The organism is Nostoc sp. PCC 7107, from assembly GCF_000316625.1.
Taxonomy (GTDB): Bacteria; Cyanobacteriota; Cyanobacteriia; order Cyanobacteriales; family Nostocaceae; genus Nostoc_B.
In genome coordinates this window covers 2,954,920-2,970,208 of sequence record NC_019676.1, presented here as the reverse complement: position 1 = coordinate 2,970,208, position 15,289 = coordinate 2,954,920, and the positions used below count along the sequence as shown (strand labels likewise).

General features: G+C 43.4%; 10 protein-coding genes and 1 pseudogene. 5 read left to right on the top strand and 6 right to left on the bottom strand.

The features are described 5' to 3' along the window. The first annotated feature begins 146 nt into the window (after positions 1 to 146). Together NOS7107_RS12645 and NOS7107_RS27835 are read left to right on the top strand one after the other, a co-directional pair. Entirely contained in the window at positions 147 to 2,579 is a 2,433-nt protein-coding gene (locus NOS7107_RS12645) for an ATP-dependent helicase (RefSeq protein WP_015113366.1), read from the top strand. A 192-nt stretch (positions 2,580 to 2,771) separates the two neighbouring features. Continuing rightward, positions 2,772 to 3,652: pseudogene (locus NOS7107_RS27835) on the top strand (IS630 family transposase). A gap of 132 nt (positions 3,653 to 3,784) precedes the next feature. Here the strand turns inward: NOS7107_RS27835 and pruA are convergent. Continuing rightward, a complete protein-coding gene (gene pruA / locus NOS7107_RS12630; RefSeq protein WP_015113365.1) occupies positions 3,785 to 6,763 on the bottom strand; it encodes an L-glutamate gamma-semialdehyde dehydrogenase in 2,979 nt (992 codons plus the stop codon). A 263-nt stretch (positions 6,764 to 7,026) separates the two neighbouring features. Between pruA and NOS7107_RS12625 the strand changes: the two genes are divergently transcribed. After that, positions 7,027 to 8,037, top strand: coding sequence for a molybdopterin-dependent oxidoreductase (locus NOS7107_RS12625; RefSeq protein ID WP_015113364.1), 1,011 nt, complete (start codon positions 7,027 to 7,029; stop codon positions 8,035 to 8,037). After that, positions 8,034 to 9,515 (top strand): adenylate/guanylate cyclase domain-containing protein, encoded by a 1,482-nt coding sequence (locus NOS7107_RS12620; RefSeq protein ID WP_015113363.1) that lies wholly within the window; start codon positions 8,034 to 8,036, stop codon positions 9,513 to 9,515. Before NOS7107_RS12625 ends, NOS7107_RS12620 begins: the two co-directional genes overlap by 4 nt. Positions 9,516 to 9,800: 285 nt before the next feature. Here the strand turns inward: NOS7107_RS12620 and NOS7107_RS27830 are convergent. The 4 genes from NOS7107_RS27830 to NOS7107_RS12600 form a co-directional block, all read right to left on the bottom strand. Then, a protein-coding gene (locus NOS7107_RS27830; RefSeq protein ID WP_253274444.1) for an IS630 family transposase occupies positions 9,801 to 10,678 on the bottom strand; the annotation gives its coding sequence in 2 pieces (ribosomal slippage) (positions 9,801 to 10,346 and positions 10,349 to 10,678; 876 coding nt in all). Positions 10,679 to 10,728: 50 nt separating this feature from the next. Continuing rightward, positions 10,729 to 10,950 carry a DUF433 domain-containing protein gene (locus NOS7107_RS29395; RefSeq protein ID WP_083889705.1) on the bottom strand — a complete coding sequence of 74 codons (222 nt, stop codon included), beginning with the start codon at positions 10,948 to 10,950 and terminating at the stop codon, positions 10,729 to 10,731. A gap of 93 nt (positions 10,951 to 11,043) precedes the next feature. Continuing rightward, positions 11,044 to 11,814, bottom strand: a complete 771-nt coding sequence (gene map / locus NOS7107_RS12605; protein WP_015113362.1) for a type I methionyl aminopeptidase — start codon at positions 11,812 to 11,814, stop codon at positions 11,044 to 11,046. A gap of 5 nt (positions 11,815 to 11,819) precedes the next feature. Next, positions 11,820 to 12,794: a Gfo/Idh/MocA family protein gene (locus tag NOS7107_RS12600; RefSeq protein ID WP_015113361.1), complete on the bottom strand. Its 975-nt coding sequence runs from the start codon at positions 12,792 to 12,794 to the stop codon at positions 11,820 to 11,822. A 296-nt stretch (positions 12,795 to 13,090) separates the two neighbouring features. Between NOS7107_RS12600 and NOS7107_RS12595 the strand changes: the two genes are divergently transcribed. Beyond that, complete coding sequence (locus NOS7107_RS12595) at positions 13,091 to 13,390, top strand: ferredoxin (protein WP_015113360.1); 300 nt, start codon at positions 13,091 to 13,093, stop codon at positions 13,388 to 13,390. Between the two features lie 203 nt (positions 13,391 to 13,593). Here NOS7107_RS12595 and NOS7107_RS12590 read toward each other — a convergent pair whose 3' ends face one another. Then, a complete protein-coding gene (locus NOS7107_RS12590) occupies positions 13,594 to 15,261 on the bottom strand; it encodes a SpoIID/LytB domain-containing protein (RefSeq protein WP_015113359.1) in 1,668 nt (555 codons plus the stop codon). Positions 15,262 to 15,289: the final 28 nt, after the last annotated feature.

The following is a 15,289-nucleotide window of genomic DNA, read 5'->3' as shown; positions in this document are numbered from 1 at the left end:
TTGAATAATCACATTCATATTATTGAGACATCAATAATTATTTTTGGGCTATGTAGGAGGCAGAAAATTACATTATTAATAAACTTGATTTTTCTTAACATAAATCTGCTAGTTGTTGTCCATCTGCCCAAAGTATAAAATTTACTATGTCAGACACAAACTTTACTGCGACTGTACCTTTAGAATCTGCCCAAACGGAATTATCTCATTCATCGCCTGTTTTGTCTTTGAGCGAAAAAATATTAGCCATCCGCAACAGCTTGCGCCAGGGACAACAACAAATGGCCGATTGGGAATCGGGGCCATTAGCTGTTTCTGCGGTTCCGGGGGCTGGAAAATCTACAGGTATGGCGGCGGCGGCGGCGATCGCGATCGCCCGTCAGTATGAACGTTTAGCGCAGTCTCGTTCCTCGGTTCACCGTCAATTAGTAGTTGTTACCTTTACGCGTTCTGCTGCGGCTAATATTAAAGCGAAAATTCGGCAATATCTCCGTGACAATTTATCTTTACCCCAAACAGGTTTTGCTGTCTATACATTACATGGCTTGGCGTTAAATATTGCCAGTCGTTATCCTGATTTATCCGGTTTAGAATTAGAAAATCTGACATTAATTACCCCTAGTCAAAGCCATCGCTTAATTCGCACAGCAGTTGAACAATGGATTAATAACAATCCTGAAAAATATTTCCGTTTACTTGAAGGACAACAATTTGACGGCGAAGAAACAGAAAGATTGCGTCGTCAATCTGTACTGCGAACCGAAGTTTTACCAGATTTAGCAACCACCGTCATACACGAAGCCAAAAGTTCTGGGATATGGCCAGAACAATTACAAGAATGGAGTCAACAAACTTCAGATGAATACGAAATTTTAAGCATAGCGGCAGGATTATACGAACAATATCAGAACTTAATGCGATCGCGCGACTTCATCGACTACGACGACATGATTCTCGCCGCTTTGCGTGTATTAGAAAATGACAGCGCCCGCCGCATCGAACAAAATCAAGTTTTCGCAGTCTTTGAAGACGAAGCCCAAGATTCTAGCCCCCTTCAGACAAAACTTTTAGAAATTTTAGCTTCTGATTCGGCGGAGGGAGCAGGGGAGTATGAGGAGAATATCTTACTCAGCACTCAGCACAGGCTAAACGCCCCGCTACCGCTAACAGCACTCAATTTAGTCAGAGTTGGTGATCCTAACCAAGCGATTAACTCCACCTTTACACCAGCTGATCCGATTTATTTTCGGCAATTTTGTGAAGAGTGCGATCGCATGACAAAATTAGCCACAATGAATCAAGCTGGGCGCAGTACGAGAATTATTATTGCTGCGGCTAACTTTGCGCTGGAATGGGTGAATAGCTTTTATGGTGCTAAAAATCGCAAGTCGCCACATGTAACAACTTCTTTTCCCTTCCGTTCACAGACAATTTACCCTGTGAGTACGAATGACCCGCAAAAAAATGCTAACCCAGCACCAGAAGGTAAAGGACTAGAACTATACACACCGCGAGATATTCACCACACAGTCGAACTACTGGCGAAAAGAGTAGTGGAGTTATTTACACCAGACCCAGCAAATACCCGTGCGGCGGTATTAGTCAGAGAAAACCGTCAAGGTCGATGGTTAGCAGAGATGCTGGCTCCTGTATGCAAAGAGCATAAAATTACACTTTACGATGTGGGTGAGCGCGATCGCCGTTCTCATGTACCCCAAGAAATTTTAGGATTACTGCAATTTTGCGATCGACCCCACTCTCCTGATTATCTCAAAGCAGCCTTAGAGGTATTAGTACAAAGACAATTAATTCCCACCCAAGACCTCAACGCCCTAGCTAGTTTACCAGAAGAGTTTTTATATCCCGGCCCCTTAGCTGCCCCCCAAGCAGAACCAGTCGAAAAAGCGGCTCACCTGTGTCGTAGCTTACTCCGCGCCCGTATGGAATTACCGCTTTACCAATTGATATCCTTCCTCGCTTTGGCGCTAAATTACGACCAAGCAGAATTAGCCACGGCTGACAAACTTGCAGAACGAGTCAATCAGCAGATAGCTGGTGGTAGTTCAATGGGTGCAATGCTGGCGACTTTAAGCGAAATTGTCAGTTCAGAACGGTTTGAGCCTGTAGAAACCGAAGATTTAGAAGCACATTACACCCGTCCTAATCAACTCACCATCATTACCATGCACAAAGCCAAAGGGCTAGATTGGGACTATGTTTTTATTCCCTTTCTGCATGAGAATTTGATTCCTGGTAGATTTTGGGTTCCGCCTCAAAGCCAGTTTTTAGGAGATTTCACCTTATCAGAAGTCGCCCGCGCCCAAATCCGCACCGCCCTCCACGGAGAATCGGGTATACCTGATGTCAGTCAAGCTTGGGAACAAGCCAAACACTTAAAAACTGCGGAAGAATATCGTTTACTTTATGTGGCGATGACACGCGCCAAACGTTTGTTATGGATGTCTGCGGCGCAAAAAGCACCTTTTACTTGGAGTAAACCAAACAATTTACAAGAACAAGCGCCTTGTCCTGTGTTTCCAGCTTTAAAACGCCAGTTTCCTGAGTCAGTTGAAGTGTGAAGTTTGAAAATTCTCTTTGGATTGATGAATGATTTTCGATGTGTATGCGATCGCCTAGCATTTGATAGGAAAGATAAGCTTTTACCTTAATTTTCTTAACGTTTATTCCCGATATTTTGGTCTATCTATAGCTATAGCCATCAAAGTTAGGACGTAAACTAGAAGAGTTGGCATTGCATCTACCCAATTTCAATGGCGAAAGCATATAGTGAAGATTTCCGGCGAAAAGTCATAGGAGCGATTGAATTGGACGGACTCAAGAAGTGTGAGGCAAGTGTTCTGTTCAATATCAGTCGCAACACAATCAACTTGTGGTTGCAGCGCCGAGCCGAAACGGGTGAAGTCAAACCCAAAGCAAGGAAAGGATTGATTGCAGCAGAATAACAAAATCAGCGACTGGGATAAGTTTCGCACCTTTGTCAAAGAACATGGGGATAAAACCCAAAGCGAAATGGCACAGCTATGGGAAGGAGAGATAAGCCAGCGCACGATTTCCAGGGCATTAATCAAAATAGGACATTCGCGTAAAAAAAACATACGGATATAGTCAACGTTCGGAAGACAAAAGAGTGGCATTTTTAGCACAACTCGAAAACCCGAAAGCATCGCATCTAGTGTACGTTGATGAGTCTGGCATGGATGAACGCGACAACTACGGCTACGGATACTCTGAAGTTGGGGAACGCTTCTACGAACTCAAATCGGGTCGGCGGCAAGGCCGTATTAATATGATTGCTGGGTATCGAGAGGGGCAATTGATTGCACCATTTACGGTCGAAGGGGCGTGTAACCGAACTGTGTTTGAGACCTGGCTAGAAACTTGTTTGATTCCGGTCTTGCGTCCGGGTGAGTGGGTGATTATAGATAATGCGACATTTCATCATGGTGGCCGCATTGCTTCATTAATTGAAGCCGCAGGATGCCAGGTCGTTTATCTTCCCCCTTACTCACCCGACCTCAATCGGATTGAAAAGTGTTGGGCATGGCTCAAAAGTAGGGTTCGTAAGTTGTTACCCACATCCGATAATCTACGTGATGCAATAGAAACCGTTCTCAAGCAAGCAGCCTCCTAACTAATATGGCTACGGCTATAAATAAAAAATCAGGTGAGGATTACACACCTGATTTTTATGCTTTAAAGTTCACGCGGAGGCGTAAATTTCGACTGCGCTCAGTAACCAGAGGCGCAGAGAGTTTTTATGAAATTAATCTGCGCCTTCTATGGGTGCAAAGCCTTGGCGTTGAATATTTTCTGTAATTGTCCGTGGTTCTAAGAACTGTAGCAAGTAATCAGGGCCGCCTGCTTTGGAACCGACACCAGAAAGTTTGAATCCGCCGAAAGGTTGCCGAGCGACGATCGCTCCTGTAATATTTCTATTAATATACAAGTTGCCGACTTCAAATTCTTCCTGCGCTTGCTGAATGTGGGAAGGTGTACGGGAATATAACCCGCCAGTTAAAGCGTAATTTGTGCCGTTAGCAACCTTCAACGCTGCGGCGAAATCCTTGACTTTAATTACAGCTAACACAGGGCCGAAGATTTCTTGCTGGGCAATGATGCCATCGGGTGGGACTTCGCTAAAAATCACCGGGCCGATAAAATATCCTTGGGCTGGCGATGGTAACTCTAAAGCTAGTTTTGCTTCTGCCTTACCCTTTTCAATATACTCCCGGATGCGATCGCGGGCGTTAGCATCAATCACAGGCCCTACCTGTGTACTCGGTAAGTCAGCCTCGCCAATATTCAATGATTTTGTCGCCTCAACCAACCGCCCAACAAAAGCATCGTAGATTGATTCCACAACTATCACCCGCGAACAAGCCGAGCATTTTTGCCCACTGTAACCAAAGGCTGACTGCACAACCCCGACAACTGCTTGGTCTAAATCAGCACTTTCATCAACAATGATCGCATTCTTGCCGCCCATCTCGGCAATTACTCGTTTCATGTGCCTTTGCAGAGGCTTCAGGGTTGCCGCTTCTGCGTAAATGCGACAGCCTACTTCTTGAGAACCAGTAAAAGCAATTACATGAGTATCAGGATGACTTACCAAATACGCCCCTACTTGCGAACCCTTACCGGGAACGTATTGAAAAACACCTTGGGGAATCCCCGCTTCAACTAATATTTCTGTGAGTTTGGCAGTAATAATCGAAGATGTTTCCGCAGGTTTGAGCAGCGTACAGTTACCCGTAACCAAAGCAGCCACAGTCATTCCACAGGCGATCGCTAACGGGAAATTCCACGGCGAAATCACCACTGCAATTCCTCGCGGCTGGTAGATATAACGGTTAGTTTCTCCAGGTACGTCATAATTAACACCTTGATATAGCCGTTCCATCTCATCAGCGTAGTACCGACAAAAATCTATCGCCTCCGAAACCTCTGCATCAGCTTCCTTAACAGGCTTACCCACCTCTAACACTATCCAAGCCGACAACTCCGCCCGGCGTTCTTCCAACAAATCCCCCGCCTTGCGTAAAATATCCGCCCGTTGCTTCACAGGCGTTTTCTTCCACCCAGGAAACGCCGCCTTCGCCGCCTGCATCGCCTGTTGTGCCTGTTCCACACTAATCAAGCCAACCTTGCCAATTACCTGACTGTAATTAGAAGGATTAACCGAATCAATCACATCGAGAGTATTCACATACTCCCCATTAATTAGGGGTAGATACGTCTTCCCAAACTCCCGACGCACCCCCTCAAAAGCCTGCGCCGCCCTTTTCCTTCTCTCCTCCTCCGCAAAATCAGTATCCGCCGCCCCCACAAAACTCTTGTCTTCCTCTCCGCGCCTCCGCGTCTCTGCGTGAGACATATCCGGCGGCGCTAGTAGTTCCTCAATCGGCCGATTCTCCAAATTCTGCCGCAAGAACGAACTATTAGCCGTATTCTCCAACAACCGCCGAATCAGATACGCCATCCCCGGCAATAATTCCCCGTAAGGACAATAAACCCTCACCCGATAACCCTGATCAACCAAAGCCTTCGCTAACTTATCCCCCATTCCATACAACACCTGCATTTCAAAGCAACGGCGGGGAACCTTTAAACTTTCGGCTATAGCAATTGCCCGTGCTTGCGATCGCACATTATGGCTACCAATGGCAGCATAGACATATTGATGATTTTCTAACAACAACTGAGTTATCGTTTCAAAATTCGCATCAGTCGCCACCTTGTCATTGTAAACAGGTTGCGGCCAATGCTTTTGCGCTGCTTTGATAGTTTCCTGATCCCAATACGCACCCTTCACCAAGCGAATAGTTAACGGATAACCGCGCTGTTTCAACCAAGCAATTACATTTCTGGCATCTTGCTCACTATCACGCAAGTATGCTTGGATTGTTATGCCAATATCTGTACGTTGGCGAAACTCATCTTCTAACAATAACTTTTGCAAAATATTCAGAGTTAAATCTTTATACGCATACTGTTCCATATCAAAATGAATAGCTGCGCCTAACTCCTTGGCATAACGTAATAAATTACGAATGCGATCGCTAACTCTTTCCTCACTACCTTCAGCATCTAAAGGGTCAAATTGCGAATAAAACGCTGTTAATTTCACAGAAACTTGGACTTTGGCTAACTGTTCACCATCTGCTTGATCAATCGCCGCAACATTCGTCCAATTCTTCGATGCTTCTACTAATTGAGCAATTAATTCTTGATAACGTTCTAGATAAGACTGCGCCTCTGCTTCTGTAATTACAGCTTCACCAAGTAAATCAATGGTGAACGCCATCTTTTCTTTCCGCAGGCGTTCAACTGTTTTGATGACTTGTTTAATATTTTCGCCAGAAATATATTTATGCGCTAATGTTTCCACCGCCGTAGAGACAGTTGTTGCCGCCACCTGTCCCGGCATAGAATCAGGGTTAGCAAAATTGAGCATCCCTTTGAGGGCTGCTGGTAATTCTACAGTTTCATCGCCTAAATATTCTTGTAAATGGGCAGCAATTTCTGGTTTACTGCGTAACGCCGGGAGAGTATCAATAAAGCGAAAAAGCTGCACTCGTAAACCCGGATTACTCATTGCCCAAGCTAGTAATTTATCATCCCAGCGCATTTGGTCACGCAAGGAAGCTAAAAACGAGCGATTTTCTTGAGTAGCGCTTAAAAGTTGTTTAGCAATTTCCTGGGTTTTAGGCTCGTAGATGCTGGTTTGTATTTGTAATACCACAGATAATAATCTCCTTAATTTAGTGCATAACTGTTTGTAGACAGCCCGCGTCTTCTATTGTGACTCTTGAATTTTGGTTGTAGCAAAGTGCTAGGTGCTGAGTTTGGCTACAGCTATAGAAAGTTAAATTTTTCCAGGATATTTTGGCACACAGAGTAAAACTGTATTACCTCGTTTATATCTTGCACTGAGCGACTTCCAGTCGCTGGGGGTAATTCTCAGCACGGGCTAAACGCCCCGCTACCGCTAACAGCACTTAAATAATGTGGAAAAACTTAGCCTTAACACCTTTAGTAATCGCAATTATCTGTCTAGGTGGTTGCACAAACCAGCCAACAGATGAACAACTGGAAGTATGGCGTACTGACGCGATCGCTCGCAATGCGAAAATTGTGGCAGATAACGCCAAAAAAGCAGAGCAAAGTCAGTGGAATTTAGCTATTCAAGGTGAAACACGCACTGGCAAATCTCTCAAGTTAAACTGGCCGCAGTTACAGGCTTTGGCAACCAATCATCATGTAAAAACAGTTGATCCTCTGGATATTTTGCACTCTAAAGAGATTTTTGATTTTCGTGGTGTGCCTGTGTCGGTATTGTTACAACAGTTTGCGCTTGTTAATGATGTGACGGATGTTACTTTTGTTTCCTTTGACTCTTACCAAACGACGCTGAACATCCAAGATTTACTCAAATACCCTATTACACTAGCGATCTCTAAAAATAACAAACCAATCGCCCGCGCTCAAGGTGGGCCATTATATTTAGTCTTTCCTTATACCCAATATCCTCAACTCAAGCAAAAATATGACACAAGTAATTGGGCGTTTTATGTCAGTCACATCATAGTTGGGACTGAATCAGTTAACCTGCGTATTGGTAAACATCAAGTTAACTTAGCTACCTTAGATCAATTACCTCAAGTTACCTTAGAGCAAACTGTTGGCTATAGAATTTCTTGGCCTAGCAGCAAAGTTAAACTCTCTGGAGTCAGGCTGCGTGATGTTTTCACTTCCCTTCAACAACCATTACCTCCACAGGGAGGGGTAATAATTCGTGGTAAAGCACCATTTTATAATGATTCTCCAGTACGCTTGTCTACCAAAGATTTAGCTGAGTGCGATATTTTACTCGTTACTCGCTGGGGTGAAAGCCGCGAATTAATTCCCGCCAAAATGGGAGGCCCGGTAACTTTAGCTTTTAGTTCTCAATGCCCTACCAAAATCAGCCAATTACGCTGGGTAACATTTGTAGAAGAATTAACTCCAACGCCATGAAATTATTTAGTTTCCGTTCGATTCGTAACCGAATCATGACTGCAACGACACTATTAAGTGTGGCGTTAGTGGGTTCAATTGTGTTGGTATGGGCAAAAACGGAAAATACACTTTATCGACAGCAAAAACTCAATGAAGCCAAGTTCTTATCTAGGGTGTTGGGAACTTCTTCTTTTGCGAATCACCTGGAAGAACGCAACTGGAGTCAAATCCGCCTGAATGTAAATGTGATGCTGCGAGAAAATGAAGATTTTGTCTATGTTTTAATCTCGGATGCGCGACTAGAAAATCAAATTATTGCCGCTTCCCCGGAATATTTACAAGGACAATACATTCCCGATATTGTGCCAGTAAAAGTAAGTGATGCAGCACAAACAGCGTCGCCCAAGTCTAATTCTCTAGAAACCTTTGCCTTGGCAGATATCCACTTTGGTAATCATATCAGGGCTAAACGTGGCGAAAAAATTATCGAAGTAGCTTCAACTATTCAACAGTTATCGGGGCAAAAACTCGGCACTTTGCGCTTAGGTGTTTCTCTGCGACAAGTTAACCGTGCTGTAGCCAATGCAGTCAATCAAGCATTGATAGTCGGCGCTATGGGAATTGTTGTTAGTTTGATTTGTGCTTATCTTCTAGCGAGACGATTGAGTAACCCCATTCGCCGCTTACAAACCAGTGCGGCGCAAATTGCGGCGGGAGATTTGCAACACCGTGCGGAAATTACCAATGCTGATGAAATTGGTGCATTAGCAACTTCGTTTAATGAGATGTCTGCTGCATTGCAAAGTTCATTTAGTAAATTACAGCAGACGTTAGCATCTTTTGAATTATTTGTCCCGAATAAATTTATTTTAGCGATCGCACCCGCAGGAATTGAAAATATTGAGGTGGGTATCGCCGTCACGCGCCACATCACAATTTTATTTTGTGATATTCGCGGCTACACTTCCATATCGGAAATGATGACACCACGAGAAATATTTAGCTTTCTCAATGACTACCTATCTTGTATCGGGGAAGTAATTGATCAAGCAGGTGGATTTATTGATAAATATATCGGTGATGCCGTCATGGCATTATTTGATGATGAAAACACAGATGGCGCACTCAAAGCCGCAATTTTAATGCACCAATCTCTAGAGCGATTTAATCAAGAACGCATTGCCAAAAACTTACCTAGAATTAGCATTGGGATTGGTATCCATCGCGGCGAAGTGGTCATGGGTACAGTCGGATTTACTAGCCGCATTGATTCTACAGTCATCGGTGATGCCGTGAATATTGCTTCTCGCATTGAAGGCTTAACAAAGCAATATAGCTGTCCCACTTTGGTAACAGAATCAGTGATTAAAAGCTTATCTCAACCAGAATTATTCTCGTTAAAATTGGTTGATCAAGCTGTAAAGTTAAAAGGCAAAGATGAAGCGATCGCAGTCTACGAACTTATTTTGGTTGCGCCAATAGATTGTGTCGCCTAGCAAATAAGCGATCGCGTATTCCAACGGGATTAAACTGCTGTTCAATCTTCTGCTGAATCATAATTGCCTGATGCTGGTGTTCTGCAAGATAAGTATTAACCTCATCTCGGTGTCTAAAATAGTACCCAATAACCAAATACGGTTTAGTTAAGGTAATGAGAGTTGATTTCTCAATTTCTGCTTACTTATCAGACAATCAGCAAGATTTGGGAGAGAATCCCCCAAACCCCCTGCAAAATCATTCTTTCGTTTTTGGTTGAGTAATTATAGCTATAGCCAGTTTTATTAGGACGCTGCGTGCTTGAGAACGAATTCGATAGCATCACGTAAATGATCACAATTGTGTAATTGTTTGCGAATCCTACTTTTTAACCATGCCCAACACTTCTCAATACGATTAAGGTCTGGTGAATAGGGAGGTAAATAAACAAGTTCACAGCCTGCATCATGTATGAGTTGGGCAATTCGACCACCATGATGAAACGTCGCATTATCCACAATTACCCACTCACCGGGACGCAAAACCGGAATCAAACATGTTTCTAGCCAGGTTTCAAACACTGTGCGGTTACACGCCCCCTCGACTGTAAATGGGGCAATCAATTGATTATCCCGATACCCAGCAATCATGTTAATGCGTCCCTGTCGCCGACCGGATTTGAGGTCGTAAAATCGTTCCCCTGTTGGTGAGTACCCATAGCCGTAGTTATCTCGTTCATCCATTCCCGATTCATCGACATAAACCAAGTGTGGTGCTTTTGGGTTCTTCAGTTGTGCTAGAAAGGTTGCTCGTTTGGCTTCATCTCGTTGACAGTAGCCATATGTTTTTTTTTACGGGTGTGTCCAATTTTCTGCAATGCCCGTGAAATCGTGCGTTGACTAATCTCTCCTTCCCATAACTCTACCATTTGGACTTGAGTTTTATCACCATTTGCTTTGACAAATGCGCGAAACTTCTCCCAATCATCGATTTTGCCACCCCTTTGGCATTCCTGCCTCGATTTGACCTTGATATCACCCGTTTGGGCTTTTCTTTGACACCACAAGTTAATCGTATTGCGACTGATATTGAACAATTGGCTCGCCTCACTCTTTTTGAGACCGTCCAACTCAATTGCTTGCATCACCTTTTGCCGGAAATCATCACTATAGGGTTTAGCCATCTGAGTTTGAATCGCAATACTAGGAATACTTCATAGTTTATGTCCTAATCTTATTGGCTACAGCTATATTTGTTGGGTTGGTGTTGTTGTGATTTAGTTTTCTTATCTGAAACGTATTGCCCAATAACCAAGTGTATATCCGGTAATTGAAGCGACGGATACTGTTCTCCTATTTCCTCTGGCATACATCCCTTTAAAAAAGCTGTCACAACAGTGTCTAGGGTGGCGCGAGTCTTGGCGACTCTTACAACTCCATCAGGATCAGTCTCTATAGGCTTAGCTTAAAGGGCAATTGCTAGAGTCATAGACCTCATCAGGTTTTTACTTCATGTACTAGCAAATGCCCACCAAGTGGTCTAGAGGTTTTACTCAGCTTCCGGTAAAGTTAAAATTTCTACACCATCTTCTGTTACCGCAATTGTATGCTCAAATTGCGCGGACAACTTGCGATCGCGTGTTACCGCCGTCCAACCATCACCTAGCATTTCTACTTCCCAAGTACCTTCATTAATCATCGGCTCAATGGTAAATACCATTCCTGGTCTTAAGCGCTTACCTTTACCACGAGTGCCGTAGTGGGGAACATCGGGTGCAGTATGGAAAATATTACTAATCCCGTGTCCGACAAAATCTCGCACTACAGAAAAACCTTCGGACTCAGCATATTCTTGAATTGCTGCGCCAATATCCCCGATTTTCGATCCTGGTTTAACTTCAGCAATACCCCGATACAGGCACTCTTGAGTTACTTCTACCAATTTTTTCGCCTTCTCTGAAGGCTCACCCACAATAAATGTTTTCGATGTATCACCGTGGTAGCCATCGACAATCGGCGTAACATCAATATTAATAATGTCACCTTCTTTGAGAATTTGTTTAGCATTGGGGATGCCATGACAAATGACCTCATTCACGCTGGTACAGATTGACTTAGGGAAACCTTTATAACCAAGGGGGGCGCTTTTGGCACCGTGCGCCTGTGTCCAACGTTCAGCTTCATCATTGAGTTCCAGTGTAGTCACTCCAGGTTTCACTAGCGGTTCCAGATGCTCTAGAAGTTTAGCCGCCAAGCATCCAGCCCGACGCATTTTGTCGATTTCTCTTGAGGATAAAATAACGATTAGTTCGGTTTTCATTGACGTTAATCTACAGCATCATACAAAAATATAGTTAACCCTGTTTTTGCTGCTCTTTGGGCAGCATCAGCTACCTTAAGGGTGTATAAACTTTCTTCTGGGGTGACATATAAGGGTGTTCCATCAAACAGATGATCCAACACCATAGTTGTGTCTTTGGCAAACAAACCCCGACGCGTTCCCACATCTATTGGTGTGGTTTCCCCTGATTGGATCAAGTATCCAGTATTACCATCAAAAATTAAAGCGCCTTTTTCGCCATGAACTTCAAATTTTCGCTCTGGCTGCCAAAGTGTCTCACCTTTGCCGTAAATTACTTGGGCTAAAAGGCCACTGCTAAAGCATAGCTGACTTGTACACAAACAGGTTTGGTAATATTCCGATTCTAATGCCCAATATCGCTGATGGCAGTTAACTGTAAAGACTTTACCGAACAAATCAACCAGACGATGTAAGCGAGAAATTGCCCCAATTAAAGGAAAGCCAAATAATTCATGGTTGTAAGTCCACTTGCGTGGTGCGGGATTTTGGGGATTGATGGTGCTGTAACGGACGTAAAAAACATCCCCAACTTTGGCTAAGTTTTGTTTTAAAGCTTGATGCAGCCCACCCAAAAGTTCTATGTGTTCCACATGGAGCAATTTATTTTGGGTTTTGGCTAAAGCAATCAATTCTTCTGCTTCTGTGAAATCCACCGCCAAGGGATATTCTACAACTACATGTTTGCCGTGGGTAAGAGCAGCATGGGCGATCGCTCCATGATCTCGATTAACTGTGGAAATCACTACCAGATCTAAATCTTCCCGTTCTACCAATTCTTGCCAAGAATTTACAGATGAAGTTTGGTATTCTTGAGCGAAAATTTCTGTTGTTTGTGGGGTATGTCCAACAACTGCGGCGAGATGCGATCTTTCATCTTGCAGCAGTGCTTCTGCTCTGAGTTTTGCTGCATACCCAGTACCTACCAAGCCGACGCGCACTTGTGCTTGTCCTCAAACTGCCTCTGAATTATACATGATTGTCAATAGTGATTAGTTATTATTTATTCTCCCCTCTACACCCGATTTTCTCGCCTGGAAGTATAATTTAAACTTATTATTTCCATGTAACTAAATTTCATTACTAATCGCGGTCAATTTCGAGTTACATCACTTAGTTTTTCCCGTAGTATCAGAATTGAAGTAAATTTTCATGCGCGGCTAATCCTATAAGTTAAGCCGTAAGTATTGCTTTAGCATAACTTATACTGCCGTCTACAAAAGAGAGGAATACTGAAATGGCAACTTACAAAGTTACACTGATCAATGAAGCTGAAGGCTTAAACCAAACACTTGACGTTGATGATGATGTGTATATTCTAGATGCGGCTGAAGAAGCTGGTCTTGATCTGCCTTACTCTTGCCGTGCTGGTGCTTGCTCCACCTGTGCTGGAAAAATTAAGTCTGGTACAGTTGATCAATCCGATCAGTCTTTTTTAGATGACGATCAAATCGAAGCTGGATATGTGCTAACTTGTGTAGCTTATCCAAGCTCTGACTGCACAATCGAAACTCACAAAGAAGAAGAACTCTACTAAGGTCAAGGTATCTTAATCAAAAATCTCTTGCAAGAGTGATTAAAGTTGAAAAAGTTAAAGCTGCACATCAAGGAAAAGTTTCTTCCTTATTCAATGTGCTTTTTCAACTTAAGTTGACAAAAAATTTAATTGAGTACTGTCACCCTAAGCAGGAACACAGAAGATTTTTGTGTTCCTGCTTCATTATTGGGTTTCAGCACTCTCTAGCGTTGGATTTTGTCGTTAAAGATTTGAATTTTCGTACCAGGATAGTAAAATTGGAGAATTTTTGGTGTTTCCCAGCCCAACTTGGCTAAATTTTGTGCGCCAGTCTGACTCAAACCAACACCGTGTCCCAGTCCACCACCGATAAAGGCATACCCCCACAATTCGGCTGTACCTTTGTTTAAAGGTTGTAAGTAAAATAATGTACTTATAGGCGCAGCAAAGGCACTACGTACTTCGTCTTTATGTAAAGTAAATATGCCAATATCGGTTTTCACAGCTAGGTCGAGAATACGTCCACTTTGGCTACGCTTGGTAACTGCGATCGCTTCAATTGTTTTAAATTTGGAGTATGGACTATTTTTGACACGCAAGAATTTTTGTAAATCTTTGGCAATATCTTCAATGGAAGTTTCTTTGTTCCAGCGAAATACATCCCAGTTACTTTCGTTGAAGCCCTGCTTCATGTTGATAAATTTGCGGAAGTTATCTTCATCTGCCAAACTTTGCTGTGATAAGTTCCAAAAATTAATCGGCGCATCTACCACTGGCTGCAAATATGGACGGTCTTCGCCATTCCAGACATCACTAAAGAAGGCGGTGACACCACCAGTTGTAGAAGAGTACAAAGCATCAATTAGCTGGTTATTATAAGTTACTACCATGCCTCTAGTGGCCGCGATCGCTTGATCTGTTTTACTGGTTGCCCCACTCAGCCCATAATAAACTTGGCAGTGGGTATCAGCACATAATTGGTAGTTATCAACAGCAAATCTCCGCAAATTTCTTAAAGCATAAGTGCGGGCTAAAATTGCTTGGGCTTCCAAAGCGGCTTTGGGCGCATTTGAGCCAATTTCGTTGGGGACAACACCACGTAAATATGTTTCTAAAGATACTTCATTAACTAATGTATATGTACCGTAAGCATTGGGCTGCAATACCATTCGCCCGGCATATAAACGACCAGTTCCTGATTTTTCATCTTTGTTGAGGCGAATTAAGTTTTTATCGGCACTGATGGCTAAATTGGTGGGGCTGTAACGTTTTCCATTGACTACCCAACTTACTTTTGGTACTTCTTTCTGAATTTTGGTATCGATAGATGCCATTTTTGCACCAGATTCTTGTAAGTTCTGGAATAGCAAGCGACGCAATAAAGGCGTACTGTAAACATCCCGCTTGGCCCAAACTTGCCAACGTTCTGGCTGGGAAATTTCTACTTCTATCCCTTGCGAACGCCACTTATTGGCACTATCTTCTGCTGTTTCAAAGGTACGATATGTCCCTAAAATTACCACTTCCTCAACGACAGGTTTTGCCAAAGCTTGCATGACTGTTTCTAGTTTGACAGGCTTGTCGGTGACGATAGTTTGTTGCTTGTTGCCTACAGGAAATCTTAACCGCAAGCGATCACCTTTTGTCGGTTCTAGTTGCAGCTTGTCCGTGGATTTGTCGCCAAATCTCTGTACAATTCCTACTCTCAATTCTACGTCTGTGCTGTTGCTCCCAGGCCCTGATGCGGCTGTCAGCCCCAATAAGCAAAATGTCGTTACTACTGTGTAAGACAAACGCCAAAACGAAAATTCAATCGTGACTTGATTCTGCCTTTTCGTCTTGCGCTGGGGCAGAGTTACCATTTGCTTCGTAGCGTAGTGGTTTTGTCGCATGAACGCTCCAATAGTACCATTCCCAATT

Bases quoted from the DNA above. Each gene is read 5' to 3' on its own strand.
- NOS7107_RS12645 (WP_015113366.1), top strand. From the start codon at position 147: ATGTCAGACACAAACTTTACTGCGACTGTACCTTTAGAATCTGCCCAA.
- NOS7107_RS12625 (WP_015113364.1), top strand. From the start codon at position 7,027: ATGTGGAAAAACTTAGCCTTAACACCTTTAGTAATCGCAATTATCTGT.
- NOS7107_RS12620 (WP_015113363.1), top strand. From the start codon at position 8,034: ATGAAATTATTTAGTTTCCGTTCGATTCGTAACCGAATCATGACTGCA.
- map (WP_015113362.1), bottom strand. From the start codon at position 11,814: ATGAAAACCGAACTAATCGTTATTTTATCCTCAAGAGAAATCGACAAA.
- NOS7107_RS12595 (WP_015113360.1), top strand. From the start codon at position 13,091: ATGGCAACTTACAAAGTTACACTGATCAATGAAGCTGAAGGCTTAAAC.
- NOS7107_RS12590 (WP_015113359.1), bottom strand. From the start codon at position 15,261: ATGCGACAAAACCACTACGCTACGAAGCAAATGGTAACTCTGCCCCAG.